Genomic DNA, 14,891 nt, shown 5'->3' with positions numbered 1-14,891 from the left:
AGCCAAGTCTTTACCGTTCCAGCTAAATTTCCTACAATCGCTGCAATTCGCTAAAGGCACGGAGAAAATAATGAGCCAAGCAAGACATTGTAATTTACTAATTTTGGGCTCTGGCCCAGCAGGTTATACTGCTGCGGTCTATGCTGCACGAGCCAATTTAAAGCCTGTTTTAATCACAGGTATTCAGCAAGGTGGTCAATTAACTACCACCACTGAAGTAGAAAACTGGCCAGGCGATGCAGAAGATCTTACCGGTCCAGCGCTGATGGAGCGTATGCAAAAGCATGCCGAAAAATTTGAAACTGAGATCTTATTTGACCACATCAATGAAGTTAATCTTCAACAGCGCCCTTTTCAATTGAAAGGCGATAGTGGCGAGTACACTTGCGATGCGCTAATCATTTCAACTGGCGCGTCTGCGATGTATCTTGGCCTAGACTCAGAAGAAGCGTTTAAAGGTAAAGGTGTGTCTGCCTGTGCTACTTGCGACGGTTTCTTTTATCGCAACCAAAAAGTGGCTGTTATTGGTGGTGGTAATACCGCGGTAGAAGAAGCACTTTATTTAAGCAATATCGCTTCAGAAGTTCACCTTATTCACCGTCGTGATACTTTCCGTAGTGAAAAAATCCTCACTAAACGCCTGATGGATAAAGTGGCTAATGGCAATATCATCCTTCACCTAGACAATACCTTAGATGAAGTTGTTGGTGATGACATGGGCGTTACAGGGCTTAAGATGAAGAGCACTAAAGATGACAGCATCAAAGAAATTGATGTAATGGGTGTCTTTGTTGCTATTGGTCATAAACCTAATACACAAATGTTTGAAGGCCAGTTAGAGATGAACCATGGCTACATTAAAGTACAAAGTGGTTTAGACGGTAACGCAACCCAAACAAGCATTGAAGGTGTATTTGCAGCAGGCGATGTAATGGATCAACATTATCGTCAAGCAATTACCTCTGCTGGTACCGGTTGTATGGCAGCGCTTGATGCAGAACGCTTCTTAGACGCGCAATAACTATTGCCAAAATAAAAAAGCAGGCTTAAGGCCTGCTTTTTTTTACCCTGCATTTATTAACGCTATTTATACCAATCAGTATAAACATTTAGTCACTCAGCGAGAGTTTAGCGGTTCTGAGGCAAGGCAACGAGTGAAGAGCATAGTTATTCTACGGTTAAGCTCGTTAACACAGCATCAGAATCGCTAAAACTCGCCATTCTGGCGCGTTTTAGGCTGCCTACTTCTGCGTTGAATAACCTCACAAGGGAGCAACCATTGTTTCAGTTATTCGCCTTGAATTAGTTTGCCAAAAGCGCGCTGAGTAGATCAAATTCTTATACTGATTGGTATTACAGGTATCTGGCACAAAAAAAGGGACCCTGAGGTCCCTTTTTTAAATCAGTCACATTAACTAATTACTTAGCTAGTGCTTCTTTTGCTTTTTCAACTAAAGTTGCAAATACAACTTTGTCGAATACAGCGATATCTGCCAAAATCTTACGATCGATTTCGATAGACGCCTTTTTCAGACCGTTAATGAAACGGCTGTAAGACAGACCATTTTGACGAGAAGCCGCATTGATACGTGCAATCCAAAGTTGACGGAATTGACGTTTCTTCTGACGACGGTCACGGTAAGCATATTGACCAGCTTTAGTTACAGCTTGAACTGCAACGCGGTAAGTACGGCTACGAGCTCCGTAATAACCTTTGGCTAATTTAAGTACTTTCTTGTGACGAGCACGAGCGGTTACACCACGCTTAACTCTAGGCATTGTTCTTTACTCCTCTAATTAAGCGTATGGTAGTTGACGTGCGATTGCTGGCACATCAGACTTTGCAACTAAACATTTAGCACGTAAGTGACGTTTACGCTTAGTGCTCTTCTTGGTCAAAATATGACGTAAATGGGCTTGTTTGCGCTTGAAACCATTAGCGGTTTTCTTAAAACGCTTTTGTACACCCTTGTCTGTTTTCATTTTAGGCATTGCTAAAACTCCGCATTGGGACAATTAATAAAACGCAAGGCGAGCAGAGACCTTAACAGACCCCTGCTACTTTTCTGGTTGCCCTACTATTTCTTTTTCGGCGCAAGAACCATAACAGCTTGGCGACCTTCCATTTTAGGGAAAGACTCCACGACTGCTAACTCAACCAAATCATCTTTAATACGATTCAAAAGATTCATACCAAGACTCTGGTGAGCCATCTCACGACCACGGAAACGCAGCGTTACTTTCGCTTTGTCGCCGTCATCAAGAAAACGCTTCAGGTTGCGTAGTTTTACCTGATAGTCGTTTTCATCAGTACCGGGACGGAATTTAACTTCCTTCACCTGTATCTGTTTCTGCTTCTTCTTTTGTTCCTTTTGGGCTTTAGCCTTATCAAAAAGGAACTTTCCGTAGTCCATTATGCGACATACAGGTGGCTCAGCATTTGGGCTAATCTCAACAAGATCAACACCAGCTTCATCAGCTAGATCTTGTGCTTCCCTAATGCTTAAAATACCAATAGCTTCACCGTCTAAACCGTTCAAACGTACTTCTGATACGCCGGTAATAAGTTCGTTAATTCTATTTGCAGCCGCCTGGCGTCCTGCTGTTTTTTTGATCTTTATGACCTAATCCTCCAACAAATTGAGACTACGGAGCGAAATTTGTTGTTTGACCTTAGCAGCGAAATCATCGATTCCCATCTTGCCTAAGTCAACACCGTCACGAGTTCGCACCGCAACTTCCCTATTTTCCATCTCTTGATCACCTACGACCAATAAATAGGGGACACGCCTTAACGTGTGCTCGCGTATTTTAAAGCCAATCTTCTCATTCCTCAAGTCTTTCGACGCACGAATTCCCTGATCTTTGAATAAATTGACCACTTCGTCTACATAATCAGACTGTTTATCCGTGATATTCATCACAACTGCTTGCATTGGGGCAAGCCAAGTTGGGAATTTACCCGCGTACTCTTCAATTAGAATTCCGAGGAAACGCTCTAATGAACCGAGAATCGCACGGTGAATCATCACAGGTGTCTGACGACTATTGTCTTCAGCAACATAAGTCGCACCAAGACGGCCTGGTAATGCATAATCAAGCTGCACTGTACCACACTGCCACGCTCTATCGAGACAATCATGCAAAGTAAATTCAATCTTAGGGCCATAGAACGCCCCTTCACCTGGCAAGATTTCATATTCGATGTCGTTGGCTTTAAGTGCCTGCATCAATGCTTCTTCTGCTCGATCCCACATCGCATCATCACCAATACGCTTTTCTGGGCGTGTCGACAGTTTGACAACGATATCTTTAAAGCCAAAGGTTTCATAAGTGTCATATACCATCTGGATACACGCACTCACCTCTTGCTGAACCTGATCTTCGGTACAGAATACATGGGCATCATCTTGGGTGAATCCACGTACGCGCATTAGACCATGCAATGAACCTGATGGCTCATTACGGTGACAACAACCGAACTCAGCCATACGTAATGGCAAATCACGATATGATTTGAGGCCTTGGTTAAAGATCTGCACATGACCTGGACAGTTCATCGGCTTAACCGCGTATTCACGGTTTTCTGAATTGGTGGTAAACATCGCTTCTGAATATTTATCCCAATGCCCAGAACGCTCCCAAAGTACACGGTCCATCATTAATGGGCCTTTCACTTCTTGATAAGTGTACTGGCTAAGCTTCTGGCGAATAAACTTCTCAAGCCCTAGGAATAGACTCCAACCGTCATTATGCCAAAACACCATGCCAGGTGCTTCTTCTTGCATATGGTAAAGATCGAGCTGCTTACCAATTTTACGGTGATCGCGCTTAGCGGCTTCTTCTAAACGATTAAGGTGAACCTTAAGTGCTTTCTTATCAGCCCAAGCGGTACCGTACACACGCTGCAACATCTTGTTGTCAGAATTACCGCGCCAATATGCACCTGCAACGCTCATCAACTTAAAGTGGTGACAGAATTTCATGTTAGGTACGTGGGGACCACGGCACATATCAACATATTCTTCATGATGATATAAAGCCGGCTTGTCATCTTGGCTGATGTTTTCATCCAAGATAGCCATCTTGTATGTTTCACCGCGCGCTTCAAATGTGTCGCGCGCTTCTTGCCAGCTCACTACCTTTTTGTCTACTGCGTAATTGGTTTTAGCTAAAGCCAACATACGCTTTTCTAGCGCAACAATATCTTCATCAGTAAGTTTATGATCTAAATCGATATCGTAATAGAAACCATTGTCGATAACAGGTCCAATCGCCATCTTAGTCTCTGGCCATAACTGCTTAATAGCGTGGCCTAATAGATGCGCACAAGAGTGACGAAGGATTTCTCCCCCTTCTTCATCTTTGGCTGTAATGATAGCCAGTTCAGCATCAGTCTCAATGAGATCGCAGGCATCTTTAAGTTCGCCATTAACACGACCGGCAATACAAGCTTTCGCAAGACCCGGACCAATATCAGCAGCAACATCATAAGTAGAAACAGCATCAGCGAATTCGCGCTTACTGCCGTCAGGAAGTGTAATTACAGGCATGAAAATTCCTTTATCCAGTGGTGACCCCTACGTAGGGCCACTTGGTTATGTAGTTAAGTGTGTCGCCTTCCTAGGAGCAAAACATACTGGAGTTTTGATAATCCTAGGAGCGAAGGCAACATTCTAAGGGTCATCATCACAATGCGCAAGGCTTAAGCTAGTTGAACACGGTATTGTGAGTATCTGAATTGCTTAACAACATTGCCCGCGACAACTTGTACTGAAATGCTTTTGTCACATCAGCGTCATTTTGGCGTTATACCCTAAGGCACAACTAGCAAGTTACTTTTATTAGGAGCACTGTAAATGGTCAATGCAATGATACTGACAGGAGCACTGATCCAAGGGTTACCGAGTCATAATGCAGTCATGGACCAGCAAACGATTGACGACTCAGCTTTGGTAGAAACAAATCTAACTGAAACACAAAAAATTGAAACTGCACCTAGCAGTGTAATGTTGGATATTGAAGCGTCTGTTGATCAGCAGTTGAACTCTCTTGTTGATAACCTCTATCCGCTGCCCACCAAAGAAGCGGCTGAAGTATTAGTGATAATGGATTGAAACCCGTCTAATATTCATCAAAGCCAATAACACGGCTGTGCAATCGTAGGCAGTTGCTACTTATTAAGCCCGCTAGCTATGCTAATATCCACCTAATCTACCTATTCGGATATTACACTATGCAAGCTTGGGCACTCATTACCGGCGCGGCGCGGCGTATTGGCAAACAAATTGCCACCCACGCCCACCAAAGTGGCTATAACGTTATTATACATTGCAACAATAACAGCCAAGCCGCTCAGGTATTAGCCCAACAACTTAATGGGCTGCGTGCTTACTCAGCGGTGGTTGAGCAGGCTGACTTATCTGTCGCTGCAGATTTAACAACGCTTATTGATAATGTGGCAAGTCGCTACCCGGCTTTATCGCTTCTGGTAAACAATGCCTCGGTATTCTATCCAACCGCTATTGTTCAAAGTACAACAGACGACATTGACAGTATGTTAGCCGTCAACCTCGTTGCACCTTATCGCTTAGCCACCGGACTGAAGCAAGTATTGGCGTCCAATAGCGGCTGTATTGTTAATTTAATCGATATTCATGCCGACAAACCTTTATCTGGTCATGGACTATACTCAATTTCTAAGGCGGGACTGAAAATGGCCACCTTATCTCTGGCGCAGGAATTAGCGCCTAATGTAAGGGTTAATGGTGTTTCACCTGGTGCCATACTCTGGCCAACAGAGGGCCAACAGTCTCAGATAGATAAAGTCATTGAAGATATCCCTTTACGTCACCCGGGCCGTGCAGAAGATATAGCGGACGCCGTTATGTTTTTAGTTAATGCATCATATATTACCGGTCAAATCATAGCCGTTGATGGCGGCAGAAGTGCTGTGGGGTATCAAGGAGCGGTTGAATGAAACTCATCAATAAATCGATCAGTTGCCCCCACTGCGGCCACAATCAACATATAGAGATAGACACAAGCGGGAACGATCAAGAATATTACCAAGATTGTAAAATATGCTGTAACCCTATCCATTTTCGTACTCAATTAGACAGAGTCCATCAAAAACTGACCGTATTTGTGGATAGCGATGATGAGCAATACTATTGATGGCTAGTCAATATAAAACCATCTAACAGCTCTGTAAAAGTGGGCCGTATTCGTCTTGTCCAGTAAAATACGGCCAACTTTATGCTCGTGACTAAACAGCAATACCAAGCATGTGTTAAATCAAGTTACGTTTAGCCAATACCCGCTCAACGGTGTCGACAATCGCTTGGGTTTGACTATCAATTTCGATGTTAAGTTGATCGCCAACTCGCGCTTCATCTAAATTGGTTAGCAATAAGGTCTCGGGTATTAAATGTAGCCAAAACCCGTTATCTGTCACCTCTCCTACTGTTAAGCTACAACCATTAACGCCAACAAAACCTTTATAGAGTATATAGGCCATCCATTTAGGTGCTACTTCAAGATAAAGATTGTAATGTTGCTCGGTTGCACTCACTTTTACTATCTGTGCTTGGGTATGAATGTGTCCCGATAAAATGTGGCCACCAATCTCGCTACCAAAGCTCAATGAGCGCTCAATGTTTACGGGACTACCAATTGTCAATTTTGAGAGATTGGTCACACTCAGAGTCTCTTCCATTACATCGAAAAACACCCTATCATCTGCGATTGCTGTGACTGTTAAACAAACACCGTTATTAGCCACGCTCGCCCCTGTTTTTAATCCCTCTCTTAATTCAGCTGGCAAGGAAACCTCAATGGTGTTTAGACCGTTTTTCTGTGTAATCGCTGCCACTTGACATGTGGCTTGCACAATACCTGTAAACATAATTTATTAACTCGCTATATAAAGGCGTTACATTCATGAATCAATTCGGCTTTCAAGCCAAAAAATTGGTACAGCTAGCACTACCTGTACTTATTGCCCAAGTCACCCAAACCATGATGGGTTTTATCGATACCGTTATGGCTGGTCGGGTCAGTGCGGTCGATATGGCTGCAGTGGCCATTGGCACCAGTTTATGGCTGCCAGCATTACTTTTTGTCCAGGGGCTACTTATTGCATTTACGCCTGTTTTTGCCCATGAGCACGGTGCAGACAATCAAAAAGCGATTCAACCTTTGGCATTTCAAGCTGCCTATATTGCCATAATTGGTAGCTTAGGTGTGCTCGCATTTCTCACATTTTCTGGCGATATTTTCCGGCTGATGGCTTTAGATGAAGATTTGGCCAATCTTAGCGAACAATACCTTAATGGCTTCATGTGGGGAGTACCTGCTTTTGTGCTTTATCAAGTATTAAGGGGATGTGCCGAAGGTATCTCTTATACTTTGCCGACTATGGTCATCGGGTTTGTTGGCTTAGCCGTCAACATTCCGGCCAACTATATATTTATCAATGGACATTTAGGCGCCCCCGCAATGGGCGGGGCTGGGTGCGGTATTGCAACAGCTTTAGTTTTCTGGGCAATGTTTATCGCCATGGTTATCTATATGCAATGGCATAAGAAATTTGCTGAACTCGCCCCATTTAGTGCGTTCCATAAACCTAAATGGGACACAATGTGGACGATGACAAAACACGGCTTTCCTATCGCTATGGCGCTGTTTTTTGAAGTCAGCTTGTTCGCCATCATCGCGCTATTATTAGCCCCCCTTGGGGCGAATGTCGTTGCTGGTCATCAAATTGCGCTTAACTTCTCCTCCATCGTGTTTATGTTGCCACTATCTATAGGTATTGCGGTTTCAATACGAGTTGGCTATTACTTGGGTCAGGATAAACTGGTGATTGCTAATCTAGTCACTAAGGTTGGATTATTGCTAGCGTTTGGCTTGGCCGCGATTACAGCGATTATCACCGTGATATTCAAAACAGAAATCGCACTATTATACAATGATCACCCAGAGGTCATTACCCTCGCGGGTAGCTTAATGTTCTTAGCTGCGCTATATCAATTGTCTGACTCAATTCAGGTGGTTGCCGCGGGTGCATTACGTGGCTATAAAGATACGCGCAGCGCGTTGTATATCACCTTAGTGTCTTATTGGTTGATTGGTATGACATTAGGCTACATGCTGGCAATGACAGATATTTTAGTTCCCGCCATGGGAGCGCATGGATTTTGGATCGGCTTAATCGCAGGCTTAACCAGCGCCGCCATTATGTTTGCCATTCGGTTACGCTATATCCAAAAGTCTGAAAAGCTTGGCACTCGACTTATCGAAGACTAGCCAGAATAAAATTCGGGCCGCTGATATGGACATCGGCAAACCAATTCGGCTGATTAGAAATCAAGTTGAACATCAAATAGCCATTTGGTTACAAAATTAATATTTTTACTTGCAACGGGCGCTGTATCCCGTAATATAGCGCTCGTTCTCTAGCACAGATGTTAGAAAACAAGATAAAGACAATACAACCGTAGCTCAGTTGGTTAGAGCACCACCTTGACATGGTGGGGGTCGGTGGTTCGAATCCACTCGGTTGTACCATGCTTTATTGTTATGGTTGCTGTCGCTCAGTTGGTTAGAGCACCACCTTGACATGGTGGGGGTCGGTGGTTCGAATCCACTCGGTTGTACCATGCTTTATTGTTATCCGTAGTTTTGCTCAGTTGGTTAGAGCACCACCTTGACATGGTGGGGGTCGGTGGTTCGAATCCACTCGGTTGTACCATGAAATTTTCAGGCCAGCTCACGCTGGTTTTTTTATGCCTGCTATTCCCTCCTCTTGTTATCTATTGGTCGCATATCGGCGCTTTAAAGCACCATTTTGTTTTCCTTTAATGTACACTGACTTAGCCCTGTATTTGATCGGAGTACTTGATGAGCCAGCGAACATTAAACAGCCTGTTTAACCCTAAGTCCATTGCCATCATTGGCGCCTCTAATGCTGATAGGAAGGCCGGCAATGTGATCATGAAAAATCTACTCGCAGGCGGTTTTTCTGGGCCCATTATGCCCGTCACCCCAAAATACCAGGCTGTTCAAGGGGTCCTTGCCTATCAAAACATTGAAGCCCTACCCCTGATACCTGATCTTGCCGTCATTTGTACTGCAGCACATCGCGTTCCCGCCATCGTTGAAACTCTTGCGCAATTTGGTTGTAAAGTGGCTATTATCAACGCCTCTGGTATGGCTCAAGAAATCGATAGCTCAGGTATAGACTGTTTAACCCAAGCCAAACAGTACGCCAAAAAATATGGCATGCGTTTATTAGGGCCTAACAGCTTGGGGATGATTTTACCAACCCTTGGTCTGAATGCGAGCTTAGCCCATACCAGTGCCCTGAGCGGTAAAATTGCCTTTGTGTCCCAATCAGCTGCCATTTGCACCACAGTATTGGATTGGGCCAACAATAAGGGCATCGGCTTTTCATCTTTTATCTCCCTAGGCGATGCCACAGATATCGACTTTGATGAGCTACTTGATTATTTAGGCCGAGACAGCAAAACCAGTGCAATCATGCTGTATATCGACTCCATCAATGAGAAACGCCACTTTCTGTCAGCTGCTCGAGCAGCTGCGCGCAATAAACCTATTTTGGTGATCAAATCGGGCCGCAGTGTTGAGGGCACCACAGCCGCAAAATTACACACAGGCGGCGTCGTGGGCAATGATGCCGTGTATGAAGCGGCATTTCGACGAGCCGGTATGCTAAGAGTCAACGATTTAATTGAGCTGTTTGCGGCAGTTGAAACACTCGCCCATTCATCTGCTTTGCAAGGTGAGCGTCTAGCCATTATGACTAATGGTGGTGGGCCTGCGGTACTAGCGTTGGATGAGCTCATGCTCGGCGGCGGTAAAAGTAGTGAGTTAGATACTCAAACCTATGACAAACTCAATGCCCTATTGCCATCTACTTGGTCTGGGCAAAATCCAATTGATATTGGCGGCGATGCCGATGCCAACCGCTATACCGCCGCACTTAAAATATTGATGGACAGTGATATCGCTGACGCCATATTGGTACTGCACTCACCCTCTGCAATTGGCGACAGTGTCGACATCGCTAAGGCTATGTCAGCCATGATATCAACTCACCCCAATCGAAATCGGGTTAATATTCTTACTAACTGGAGTGGAGAAGATTCATCCTATTTAGCCCGAAAACACTTTAACCAAGCCGGTATCCCCACCTATCGCACACCCGAAGGTGCTGTAGGGGCGTTCATGCATATGGTTGAATACCGCCGAAACCAAAAGCTACTGCAAGAGGTGCCGCAGTCAATCCCGGTCGATATTCCCACTGATAGTCAACGAGCACGAGGGTTACTACAAAAGGCCCATGGCGCAGGAAAACGTATTCTAGAGACCCATGAAGCCAGTCAAATTTTGCATGCTTACGGCCTCAAAACCATTGATACGCACTTTGCCGACAACACGGAAGCCGCCGTCGCCATCGCTAATCGAATTGGTTACCCTGTGGCAATCAAGGTGCAATCGCCGGATATTCACCATAAATCTGATGTCCACGGGGTCATGCTGAACTTAGCCAATGCCGAAGAGGTCGCCAGTGCCACAGATAGAATTATCGATCGCGTCAAAGGCCTTAATGAGCATGCACGTATCGAGGGAGTCATTGTGCAGAAAATGGCATTAACTGCCGGTGCGCAAGAGATTCGGGTGGCAGTGATCAACGATCCAGTTTTTGGCCCAGCAATCTTATTAGGCGAAGGCGGATCAGAATGGGAGCCCACGAAAGATGCGGCGGTTGCCCTGCCCCCGCTAAACATGACCTTGGCTCGTTATATGGTGATCCAAGCGCTAAAAACCAACAAACTTAAGGATAGACATCTGCCCTTAGGCTTAGACATGCATTCGCTGTGCGTGATGCTCACTCAACTTAGTCACTTAGTGATTGATTGCCCCGAAATTGCCAGCCTAGATTTAAACCCTGTACTGTGTGCAGGCGTCGATGTCACCTTACTTGATGTCAATATTCAACTGCATGATTGCCTCGAAGAAAATAACAACCGCTTGGCTATTCAGCCCTACCCAAAAGAACTTGAACAACACGCAGTATTGAAGAATGGTGACCCAATCATGCTGCGGCCAATTCTGCCTGAAGATGAGCCAAAACATCTCGCTTTTGACAACAGTTTAAGCGATGAAGACCGTTATAAGCGCTATTTCGGTGTGCGCTCAAAGATGACCCATGAAGAGATGGCAGTACTCACCCAGATTGATTACGCCAGAGAAATGGCCTTTATTGCTACCGCCAAACAGGACGATGGTGATGAGATCACCTTAGGCGCAATACGGGCTTCCATTGACCCGGACAATACGGAAGCGGAATTCGCTATGGCTGTACGTAGCGATCATCAAGGACAAGGTTTAGGCCGGCTATTGCTGGAGAAACTGATTGCTTATTACAAACAAAATGATACCGAAAGGTTGAGTGGTTTTACGATGTTTGAAAATCGCTCCATGGCCAGCTTGGCAAAACGATTAGGCTTTACCGTCACGTTTGACATGGAAGAGCAACTTATTCGAATGGACATGGACTTAAAGCAGTAACCTAGCTTGCATTGAGCGTATTGCTGTATAGACAAGACGCCCTGTCTATACAGCAAGATTAAATCCCTGCCCCTTAACCCATCACGCAATTTCGCCCTGATGACTTAGCGCGATAAAGCGCTTCATCGGCCCTAACAAAATAGCTATCTTTGTCATCTTCCGCTTTTAAGCTGGCCACACCCACAGATACGGTAATATTGCCCAGTGACAGCTTCTTATCTTTACCTATGGTGAGCTTTTTGTCTGCGATGCGTTGTCGTAGCTGCTCCGCAACCACTAGCGCTCCTGAATGATTGGTGTCTGGTAATAGCAAAACAAATTCTTCACCGCCATAGCGCGCGACAAAATCTTCACCACGTACACCGTGTTTAAGGGCCAGTGCCACATACGCTAACACTTTATCGCCGACCACATGGCCATGGGTGTCATTAAAGGCTTTAAAATGATCTATATCGACAACCAATAAACTGCTATCGACACCTTTTTTCCTAAAGTCTTGTATATGCGATAGAATTTGCTCTTCAAATGCTCGCCGGTTGTGCAACGAAGTTAATTGGTCGGTCATCGCGGCCAAATTGAGATTTTCCATTTCCGATTTAAGCGAGTTAACCTCTTCGTCCATCGCTTTTAAGCTTTGCGCTAATTCGGCATTATTATTAATTACCCCTGTGACTTCTTCGGCTAAGCCGTCAATAAGCCGCATGAGTGTTTCTTCGTCGGGCGATTGTGCTAATTCCTGCTGAACACCCGATAGCGATGCACTCAGGGTTTCTGTACCGTGACTCATTTTGGCAATTTTAGTGATTAGATTATTAATCAATAATTGGGTTTCAATTTGTACATTTTCTATTACTTCAGGGGACTTCTCTTGTACAAAGTTACTATGTAATCCAGCATTGACTTCGGGTGTGAATGTCACCCCATTGGCTAACAACCCATCGATCGCGCGTTTTAGATCTAAATTGACGCCTCGATAATACTCATACCAGACAGAATAATTATCAGGTGTCACCGGAATATTCAGCTCCGACATTTGTGGAACGGCATGTCGTAATATTTTTGCGGATAGTTCTGTATCAGATATGTGCTTAGCCAAATTCATATAGGGTCGCCATGCTCAAGAAGTGATAACTGACGATCATAAAGCTGCGTTATGATCACCCAAAGGTATAGAGTTTATATAAGCATAACAAAAAGTTGCTTGCCAGCACTTTTGATTAATATTTCAGCAAACCGGAGCAAAACATTGTTATCAAGCCATAGGACAATAATAATGTGCTAAAAGATAACCCAAGCACCTAACCCAACAACTAAACCACTGACAATTCACCACAGAACTGACGTATTTTAGCCGCTAGATAAAAAATCGAAATAAAAAAAACCTTTTTAGGATCTCACCCGTTTATATCAGTAAAAGCAGCTTAATTTGACTTTAATAGGAACAAGCAACAATGAAAACACATCACACAGGTAACACCACCATGACTAAATTGGCAATAGCAACATTAATGACCGTCACCCTGGCATCAAGCGTTGTGACTTTTGGCGCAGCAGCGACCTCTCCTAAAAAACCACAGGTAGAGCAAATGATAAGCTTAGATACTTTTCACCCCGATAGTTATGAAAATACCGAACAAACTAAGATGTATCCTGCGCCCGACTCGGGAATGAAACAAGTGGTTATCACTTTACCTAAACATGTAGATGAGCAAGACTATAAACTGGAAATAGAGATTGGCCAGTGGCAACAACAAGATTGTAATAAGCAGCGTTTAGGCGGAGAAATCCAGCAACAAACGGTACAAGGTTGGGGTTATAGCTACTATCAAGTTGATCGCATTAGCGCCGGACCTAGCACATTAATGGCTTGTCCTGACGCTGCGACTACTCGAGAGTTTGTTACTTTGATGAACTCATTAACACTTGATTACGATAGCCGTCTTCCTAAAGTGTTTTACATCCCAGAAAGTGCGCAGTTACGCTATAAAGTTTGGCAGTCTAATAACCAACATCAATATAGCAATTAATTCAGTATACCTCGCCCGGGTCGATTTAAGCCGGGGCGAGACCGTAAGCTATTCACCTTAAAAACGTTTTTCTACCAAGCTGGTTTTTACCTAACCGATGCCCTTTTGCCCCCCCATTTCTGATACAATTTACAGGTCTGTAACCAATATTTCACACTGATGAACCTAACTACAATAATAAACTGGGGTACCCAACAGCAGCCATTTTCATCGGCCAACCGGATTAGAATGACTAATATTATCGGTCTAATCACGGTGTTGATTTCGCTGCTGTACTCTACAAACTATTTACTGATCATTGGTAACTATGCCGTCGGTTTTATCAACCTCATTTTTACCTTTGCTTATATCATCACCAATGTCCTAAACAGGTTCAATCGGCCAAAAGCCGCACGAATTTGGTTTTTTAGCATATTAATGGTCCACCTTTGGGTCTGTACTAACATTTATGTGACCAATGAAAGTGGCTTTCACTTGTATTACTTCCTGGTACCAACCGGTTCGTTTTTGTTGTTCGAGTTAAAAGAGCGCAGAGAGCAATTAATCTTAAGTGGCTTAGCGATCATCCTATTTTTTGTTTGTGAAAATACGCCCAATAATGCCCCCTTGATTCACCTAACCGATGAAATGAACCGGCTGCTTTACCAATCGGTAGTGCTGTTTACTATGTTGGAAGTGATCGTTGTCTTGTATCTATTTGCCAAGCAAGTTGACCACCATGAACAACGTCTTATCAAACAAGCAAGCACGGACTCTTTAACCAAACTTGCCAACCGCCACTGCTTTTTTGATGAAGGCAAAGCATTGTTTTCTCAATCGCGGCAAAACAGCCAGCCGTTTTCTTTGGTGCTACTCGATTTAGATTTTTTCAAAAACATCAATGATGAATACGGCCACCTTATCGGCGACAAATGCTTAATTGGTGTCACTGATACGTTGCGTTCATTATGTCGAGAGCAAGATCTATGCGCTAGAATTGGAGGTGAGGAGTTTGTGATTGCTATGCCCAATACATCGTTATCTGATGCTCGAAATGCGGCAGAGAGAATGCGAAGAGAAATTGCATTACAGCAAATTCCCATCAGTGACAGCGAGTCTCTAGCTTGTACCGCAAGTTTTGGCATAGCCGATAACCAGTCAGAAGACGCTGAGTTACGTGACCTGTTGATACAAGCAGATAAAGCTTTGTACCTAGCGAAAGAAAGTGGCCGCAATTGCGTGAAAGTAGGCTGCAATCAGGCTGCTTAAAGGGCGATACAAAAAAGG

General features: G+C 44.2%; 14 protein-coding genes and 1 tRNA gene. 9 read left to right on the top strand and 6 right to left on the bottom strand.

What is annotated here, in order from left to right; genetic code table 11:
- Positions 1-70: 70 nt before the first annotated feature.
- Positions 71-1,021, top strand: a complete 951-nt coding sequence (trxB, locus tag L865_RS0121615; RefSeq protein ID WP_028775126.1) for a thioredoxin-disulfide reductase — start codon at positions 71-73, stop codon at positions 1,019-1,021.
- Between the two features lie 398 nt (positions 1,022-1,419).
- On the opposite strand, the gene rplT is transcribed toward trxB, so the two are convergent.
- The 4 genes from rplT to thrS form a co-directional block, all read right to left on the bottom strand.
- Entirely contained in the window at positions 1,420-1,779 is a 360-nt protein-coding gene (gene rplT / locus L865_RS0121610) for a 50S ribosomal protein L20 (protein ID WP_028775125.1), read from the bottom strand.
- 18 nt (positions 1,780-1,797) lie between these two features.
- Positions 1,798-1,992 carry a 50S ribosomal protein L35 gene (rpmI, locus tag L865_RS0121605; protein WP_011865828.1) on the bottom strand — a complete coding sequence of 65 codons (195 nt, stop codon included), beginning with the start codon at positions 1,990-1,992 and terminating at the stop codon, positions 1,798-1,800.
- A gap of 86 nt (positions 1,993-2,078) precedes the next feature.
- Positions 2,079-2,621: a translation initiation factor IF-3 gene (gene infC, locus L865_RS24350; RefSeq protein WP_037471760.1), complete on the bottom strand. Its 543-nt coding sequence runs from the start codon at positions 2,619-2,621 to the stop codon at positions 2,079-2,081.
- Positions 2,622-2,624: 3 nt separating this feature from the next.
- A complete protein-coding gene (gene thrS / locus L865_RS0121595; protein ID WP_028775123.1) occupies positions 2,625-4,553 on the bottom strand; it encodes a threonine--tRNA ligase in 1,929 nt (642 codons plus the stop codon).
- A 306-nt stretch (positions 4,554-4,859) separates the two neighbouring features.
- On the opposite strand from thrS, the gene L865_RS0121590 reads away from it, so the two are divergent.
- The 3 genes from L865_RS0121590 to L865_RS0121580 all read left to right on the top strand — a co-directional run bounded on the left by L865_RS0121590 (position 4,860) and on the right by L865_RS0121580 (position 6,177).
- Positions 4,860-5,117 carry a hypothetical protein gene (locus L865_RS0121590; protein WP_028775122.1) on the top strand — a complete coding sequence of 86 codons (258 nt, stop codon included), beginning with the start codon at positions 4,860-4,862 and terminating at the stop codon, positions 5,115-5,117.
- A gap of 119 nt (positions 5,118-5,236) precedes the next feature.
- Complete coding sequence (locus L865_RS0121585) at positions 5,237-5,980, top strand: pteridine reductase (RefSeq protein WP_028775121.1); 744 nt, start codon at positions 5,237-5,239, stop codon at positions 5,978-5,980.
- The gene (locus L865_RS0121580; RefSeq protein WP_028775120.1) at positions 5,977-6,177 is read left to right on the top strand and encodes a CPXCG motif-containing cysteine-rich protein; all 201 of its coding nucleotides are present in this window, start codon (positions 5,977-5,979) and stop codon (positions 6,175-6,177) included. The genes L865_RS0121585 and L865_RS0121580 overlap by 4 nt, the downstream gene beginning before the upstream one ends.
- Positions 6,178-6,292: 115 nt before the next feature.
- On the opposite strand, the gene L865_RS0121575 is transcribed toward L865_RS0121580, so the two are convergent.
- Positions 6,293-6,907 carry a riboflavin synthase gene (locus L865_RS0121575; RefSeq protein WP_028775119.1) on the bottom strand — a complete coding sequence of 205 codons (615 nt, stop codon included), beginning with the start codon at positions 6,905-6,907 and terminating at the stop codon, positions 6,293-6,295.
- 35 nt (positions 6,908-6,942) lie between these two features.
- Between L865_RS0121575 and L865_RS0121570 the strand changes: the two genes are divergently transcribed.
- The 3 genes from L865_RS0121570 (at position 6,943) to L865_RS0121550 (ending at position 11,598) form a co-directional block, all read left to right on the top strand.
- Complete coding sequence (locus L865_RS0121570; RefSeq protein WP_028775118.1) at positions 6,943-8,310, top strand: MATE family efflux transporter; 1,368 nt, start codon at positions 6,943-6,945, stop codon at positions 8,308-8,310.
- 184 nt (positions 8,311-8,494) lie between these two features.
- Positions 8,495-8,571: transfer RNA gene (locus L865_RS0121565), tRNA-Val, on the top strand.
- Between the two features lie 333 nt (positions 8,572-8,904).
- A complete protein-coding gene (locus L865_RS0121550; protein ID WP_028775117.1) occupies positions 8,905-11,598 on the top strand; it encodes a bifunctional acetate--CoA ligase family protein/GNAT family N-acetyltransferase in 2,694 nt (897 codons plus the stop codon).
- 73 nt (positions 11,599-11,671) lie between these two features.
- On the opposite strand, the gene L865_RS0121545 is transcribed toward L865_RS0121550, so the two are convergent.
- Positions 11,672-12,700 carry a GGDEF domain-containing protein gene (locus L865_RS0121545; protein WP_028775116.1) on the bottom strand — a complete coding sequence of 343 codons (1,029 nt, stop codon included), beginning with the start codon at positions 12,698-12,700 and terminating at the stop codon, positions 11,672-11,674.
- Positions 12,701-13,049: 349 nt separating this feature from the next.
- Here L865_RS0121545 and eco point away from each other — a divergent pair, with 349 nt between their 5' ends.
- Complete coding sequence (gene eco, locus L865_RS0121540; RefSeq protein WP_245608479.1) at positions 13,050-13,625, top strand: serine protease inhibitor ecotin; 576 nt, start codon at positions 13,050-13,052, stop codon at positions 13,623-13,625.
- Positions 13,626-13,784: 159 nt separating this feature from the next.
- The gene (locus L865_RS24695; RefSeq protein ID WP_084632615.1) at positions 13,785-14,873 is read left to right on the top strand and encodes a diguanylate cyclase; all 1,089 of its coding nucleotides are present in this window, start codon (positions 13,785-13,787) and stop codon (positions 14,871-14,873) included.
- The last annotated feature ends 18 nt before the right edge of the window (positions 14,874-14,891 follow it).

The organism is Shewanella waksmanii ATCC BAA-643 (assembly GCF_000518805.1).
In the GTDB taxonomy this organism is placed as follows: domain Bacteria; phylum Pseudomonadota; class Gammaproteobacteria; order Enterobacterales; family Shewanellaceae; genus Shewanella; species Shewanella waksmanii.
The sequence above is the reverse complement of the archived record's forward strand: the minus strand, read 5'-3'. Positions and strand labels throughout refer to the sequence as shown.